The organism is Dethiosulfatibacter sp., from assembly GCF_983023055.1.
The window spans coordinates 1-4,574 of the sequence record NZ_CEZJXU010000193.1; the positions used below are offsets into that span (position 1 = coordinate 1).

At 34.8% G+C, this 4,574-nt stretch carries 8 protein-coding genes; 5 read left to right on the forward strand and 3 right to left on the reverse strand.

Annotation, left to right across the window (positions count from 1 at the left end; all coding sequences use genetic code 11):
• The 3 genes from AC3AX0_RS07775 to AC3AX0_RS07785 all read left to right on the forward strand — a co-directional run.
• A partial coding sequence (locus AC3AX0_RS07775) for a TatD family hydrolase (RefSeq protein WP_487549736.1) occupies positions 1–328 on the forward strand: 328 nt, incomplete at its 5' end.
• A 65-nt stretch (positions 329–393) separates the two neighbouring features.
• Positions 394–552, forward strand: a complete 159-nt coding sequence (locus AC3AX0_RS07780; protein ID WP_487549737.1) for a hypothetical protein — start codon at positions 394–396, stop codon at positions 550–552.
• A complete protein-coding gene (locus AC3AX0_RS07785) occupies positions 518–745 on the forward strand; it encodes a 2-oxoacid:acceptor oxidoreductase family protein (RefSeq protein WP_487549738.1) in 228 nt (75 codons plus the stop codon). The genes AC3AX0_RS07780 and AC3AX0_RS07785 overlap by 35 nt, the downstream gene beginning before the upstream one ends.
• 90 nt (positions 746–835) lie before the next feature.
• Here the strand turns inward: AC3AX0_RS07785 and AC3AX0_RS07790 are convergent, their stop codons facing one another.
• From AC3AX0_RS07790 to rnmV, 3 genes are all read right to left on the reverse strand, one after another.
• Complete coding sequence (locus AC3AX0_RS07790) at positions 836–1,447, reverse strand: hypothetical protein (RefSeq protein ID WP_487549739.1); 612 nt, start codon at positions 1,445–1,447, stop codon at positions 836–838.
• Positions 1,448–1,522: 75 nt separating this feature from the next.
• Complete coding sequence (gene rsmA, locus AC3AX0_RS07795; protein WP_487549743.1) at positions 1,523–2,392, reverse strand: 16S rRNA (adenine(1518)-N(6)/adenine(1519)-N(6))-dimethyltransferase RsmA; 870 nt, start codon at positions 2,390–2,392, stop codon at positions 1,523–1,525.
• Positions 2,385–2,972 (reverse strand): ribonuclease M5, encoded by a 588-nt coding sequence (gene rnmV / locus AC3AX0_RS07800; protein ID WP_487549740.1) that lies wholly within the window; start codon positions 2,970–2,972, stop codon positions 2,385–2,387. Before rnmV ends, rsmA begins: the two co-directional genes overlap by 8 nt.
• 125 nt (positions 2,973–3,097) lie before the next feature.
• On the opposite strand from rnmV, the gene AC3AX0_RS07805 reads away from it, so the two are divergent.
• Together AC3AX0_RS07805 and AC3AX0_RS07810 are read left to right on the forward strand one after the other, a co-directional pair.
• Positions 3,098–3,745, forward strand: a complete 648-nt coding sequence (locus AC3AX0_RS07805) for an HAD hydrolase-like protein (protein WP_487549741.1) — start codon at positions 3,098–3,100, stop codon at positions 3,743–3,745.
• Complete coding sequence (locus tag AC3AX0_RS07810) at positions 3,738–4,487, forward strand: NAD-dependent protein deacylase (protein ID WP_487549742.1); 750 nt, start codon at positions 3,738–3,740, stop codon at positions 4,485–4,487. Before AC3AX0_RS07805 ends, AC3AX0_RS07810 begins: the two co-directional genes overlap by 8 nt.
• Positions 4,488–4,574: the final 87 nt, after the last annotated feature.

Genomic DNA, 4,574 nt, shown 5'->3' on the forward strand with positions numbered 1-4,574 from the left:
CAACACAAGAGGCATATTGCATTGCTTTTCAGGTAGTGTGGAGCTTGCCAGAGAATATGTGAAGCTTGGATTTCTAATATCACTGGCGGGACCTGTAACCTTCAAGAATGCGAAAAAAGCAAAGGAAGTGGCAAGGGAAATACCCCTAGAACATCTTCTAATAGAGACTGATTGTCCCTATCTTACTCCAGTACCATACAGGGGCAAGAGGAATGAACCGGCCTATGTGAGATACGTAGCCGAGGAAATAGCAAGGATTAAGGAAATACCATATGAAGAAGTAGCAGATGCAACAACTGAAAACTTTATAAGAATTTTCAATATTTAGATTTTTGAATGCACCTTCAATTATGATATAATTATCATATTGGAGGTGTTTTTTGAAAGATAAGATTGAGTGGAAAATATGAAAGGATAATTGTAATTGAGGAAATGATGCCATTCATTGAAAATGAATTAAAAATAAATGGAATAGATTGTATTGAAAAAGGCTATGATGTAAAAAGCAATGATGTAGTTGGTCTCGCACAAAGGGGAGGCAAGGGAAATTAGTTCAATAAACGCCATAGAAAAAAGCAAGGAGATTGGAAGCGTAAAGGTTGCGAACACTCTTCTCATTGGTATACTAGCCTCCAATACAGACATAGACAAGAAATACTGGCTTGAAGCAATAGAGGAAAATGTATCTGTCAAATTTCTTGATGAAAATAGAAAAGCTTTCGAATTTGGATACAAGAAACAATAATTTTCCATAAAGAAAAGGAACTCGATTACTCGGGTTCCTTGTTTTGTTTTTGATTTTTTTATATTCTTTTCTTTTTTATTTATATAATTTCTACATTGATTTGAAGAATCGTTTTACGCTTTTTTTCATAAGCTTTTTATATTCAGCTCTGTCGAGAAGTTCTTCATGGACATCTGTAGGTTTATTTTCGAAATATGTTTTAATTAAAAGTTTCTTTGATTTTTCAATGTCTATGTGCTTCAAATCCTTGAGTTTCAGCTCAAGTTCGTAGTTTTCTATTTTTTTCATTATATCATCAAAATAATTTCCAGTTATTTCCTCGTCAAAGAGGCGCATGAGTTCTTTGACGGATTTACTCAGCTTGCTGTCCGGTAGATCGAATTCGTTGTTTAAAGTCAGTTTGCTTGAGTTGAACTTGAAATATTCGTCAAGCCATAAATGGGCATAGTAGCCAATAACAAAGGATTTTGTTTGTTTGTCCATTTTCTTGAAATTAAATTTTTCGTAAAATTCCATTACATCAATATCGTCGTCCCCGTCTTCGTCTTTTTTTTCGAGGAAGTGATAGTCATAGTATGATTCTTTATCTGGAAAAGTGTCTGGGGATACTATTCCCAGAAGAAAGCTGCATAAATGTACATCTTCATCTGAATTTTCTGCTAAAAGCTTGGTAAAATGCAGATGGGTACTTAACTGTGGCATATTGGTTTACATCTCCTAATTTTATTTCAATAAATTATATCATTAAAAACAATAATAAGCAATTGTCATAAATAATTAACATTCTTTTGATTTTGACAAACTGTTTGATATCAGAGCAAAATCTTGGATTCCAAGAGTTTCTCCCCTTAAGTTTGGATTATATCCCAGTTCTTCCAGTATTTCCTTCAATTCTATCTTGTCTATTTCAGCTATTGTTCCCGAAACAGAATTGATAATTGTTTTCCGTCTCTGTCCGAAGGCTCCTTTTATGAGCCTGAAGAAGAGCTTTTCGTTCTTCACATCAACTGGAGGTTTGTCATAAATATTCATCACTATTACAGCTGAATCTACCTTTGGCTGTGGAATGAATACAGTCTTTGGTACTATGAATTTGATTACTGGTTTGGCATAGTACTGGATTACTGCTGAAATTGCTCCATATTGTTTGTTTCCCGGAGGTGACTGGAATCTTTCCGCAACCTCTTTCTGTATCATTACGGTTATTGACTCAACCTTCACCCTGTCTTCAAGTATCTTCATTACTATTGGTGTTGTTATATAGTAGGGAATATTTGCTACTACCTTCACCTTTGAATCGCCGAATTCTTCTGCTATGATTTTTTCAAGGTCCATCTTCATAAAGTCATCATAAATGATCTTCAGGTTTTCATAGGGAAGTGTTTCCTTGTGTATCTCTATAAGGTCCTTGTCAATTTCTATGGAAACAACCTTTTTAGCTCTTTCACAGAGGTATTGTGTTAGTGTTCCTATTCCAGGACCTATTTCTATTATGCAGTCCTCTTTTGTTATTTCTGCTGCATCACATGTGTTCTCAATTACAATCCCATCTATCAAAAAGTTCTGTCCCAGTCCCTTTGTAAGGCTAAAACCGTATTTCTTTAAAATTTCCTTTGTAATGTTTGGATCGTGTAGTTTTCTATTCATCATCTTCTATCACCTTGTCTATTGCGTCTTCAAATTCTTTTCTTGTTACTCCGTAGTTATTGAGCCTTTTCAGGAACTGTTTTCCTGAGCAGTGTCCAATGTTTAGCAGTTCACCAAGGACCTGTCTTCTTTCTGCAGAATTGGGAAATCCGGTGAGACTGTAGTCAACCATGTCCTTCTTGGTGAATTCTTCTACCTCATCTGTCACAACAGCTCTTGCATTTTTAAGAGCTTCTATTATAACCTCGGGCGAGGCATTTTCCACTCCAACATTTCCGTTTTTAAGAGCATTTTTTTTTGATATATATGCATGCTTTACATTTGTCAGGTTTTCGCTTACCCAGTACCTTATCTTCTTTCCTGGAAAGTCGGGGTCAGTAAGGACTATGATTCCTCTTTTTTCCGAAGCATTTCTTATCTGTTCAAGCTTTTTGTCTGTTATTCCAAGTCCACTGGTAGTTATTATTTCTGCATCTACTGCAGCTTTTACTGCGGAAACATCGTCTTTTCCCTCTACTACGATTATTTCCTTTATCTTTAACTTCTTTTTCTCGTCTTTCTGATTTTTTGGCTTATCCATTTTTTCTCCTTAATTCCTTATCACTTTATTATAGTCAAAAAATTACATTATTACCAATGTTATTTGAATAGAATTATGATATAGTATAAATGTATAACTATATTAATGTTGACGGAGTTGTATTTATGAAATACAAATATGTAGTATTTGATTTTGACGGGACATTGGCAGACACTGAAGACATGGTTTTTACCATATATCTTGATCTGGCTGATAAATTTAAATTAAAAAAGGTATCAAAGGATGAATTATATAAGCTTAAAAAGCTTAGCGCTTTTGAAGTTATAGATCATCTAGATATAAAAAAGTGGGATCTTCCGGGATTGATGAGAAGGGGAAGAAAGGTTCTTCATGGAATGATAGAAAACATTGACCTTTGCAAGGAAGGAATGAAGGATGTCCTCTGTGAAATGGAAGACAATAATATAATGGTTGGAGTATTGACCTCAAACTCCAAGAAAAATGTATTTAAATTCATAAGCAACCATGACCTTGACATGTTTACCTTTATTGAAAATGCAGGCCTTAGGGGCAAGGAAAAAAAGCTTTTGAAGATTATCGCAAAATATGGAATAAATAAAGATGAACTTTTGTACGTAGGAGATGAAATCAGGGATGTAAATGCGATGGACCACATAGGAATAGATGTGGCCGCAGTAGATTGGGGATATAATGACAGGGAAAGCCTTGAGGCATCAGGACCTGACTATCTAATAAGTGAGCCTGAAAAATTACTTGAAATTTGTTATGGACAAGGTGACATGAATGAATAAGATTGGAAAGTTGAGAGAAATAATAAAAAACAGCAATTATATGGTTTTTTTCGGTGGAGCAGGAGTATCCACTGAAAGTAAGATTCCTGATTTTAGATCTGAAACAGGACTCTATAGTGCAAAGGAATTATATAACCATTCTCCCGAGGAGATGCTTAGCATCAATTTTTTCAATAATCATACTGAAACTTTTTATAGATATTACAGGGAATACATACTTCATCCAGAGGCGGAGCCCAACGATGCTCATAAGACTCTTTCAATGCTCGAGAGTAAAGGAATACTTAAAGCTGTTATAACACAAAATATTGACGGGCTTCATCAGAAGGCTGGAAGTAAAGAGGTACTTGAGCTTCACGGATCAGTTAAAAGAAACTATTGTATAGCATGTCATGAAAAATACGATTTTGACTATATAATTGATTCTATAGGGGTGCCGAAGTGCAATAGATGTGGAAAACTTGTAAGGCCTGATGTCGTACTCTATGGCGAAGGCCTCGAAACTGAAGTTCTTGACAAGTCGATTCATTATATTGAAAATGCTGACACACTAATTGTGGGAGGAACTTCCTTGGTTGTCTATCCTGCAGCAGGGCTTATAAAATATTTTAAAGGGAAAAACCTGGTTTTAATAAATAAGTCAGGTACTCCATTTGATGACAGTGCAGATCTTATTATAAATGAATCAATTGGGAAAGTGCTCAAAAAGGCAGTTGAAAATGCGTTTCAAACGAACTTTTAATTAAAATTAGCAAAAAACATTCGCTTTAGACTGTTTTTGCTAATTTTTTTTAAGTGAAACCTTTTCCTTATATAATTAGACTTGTCA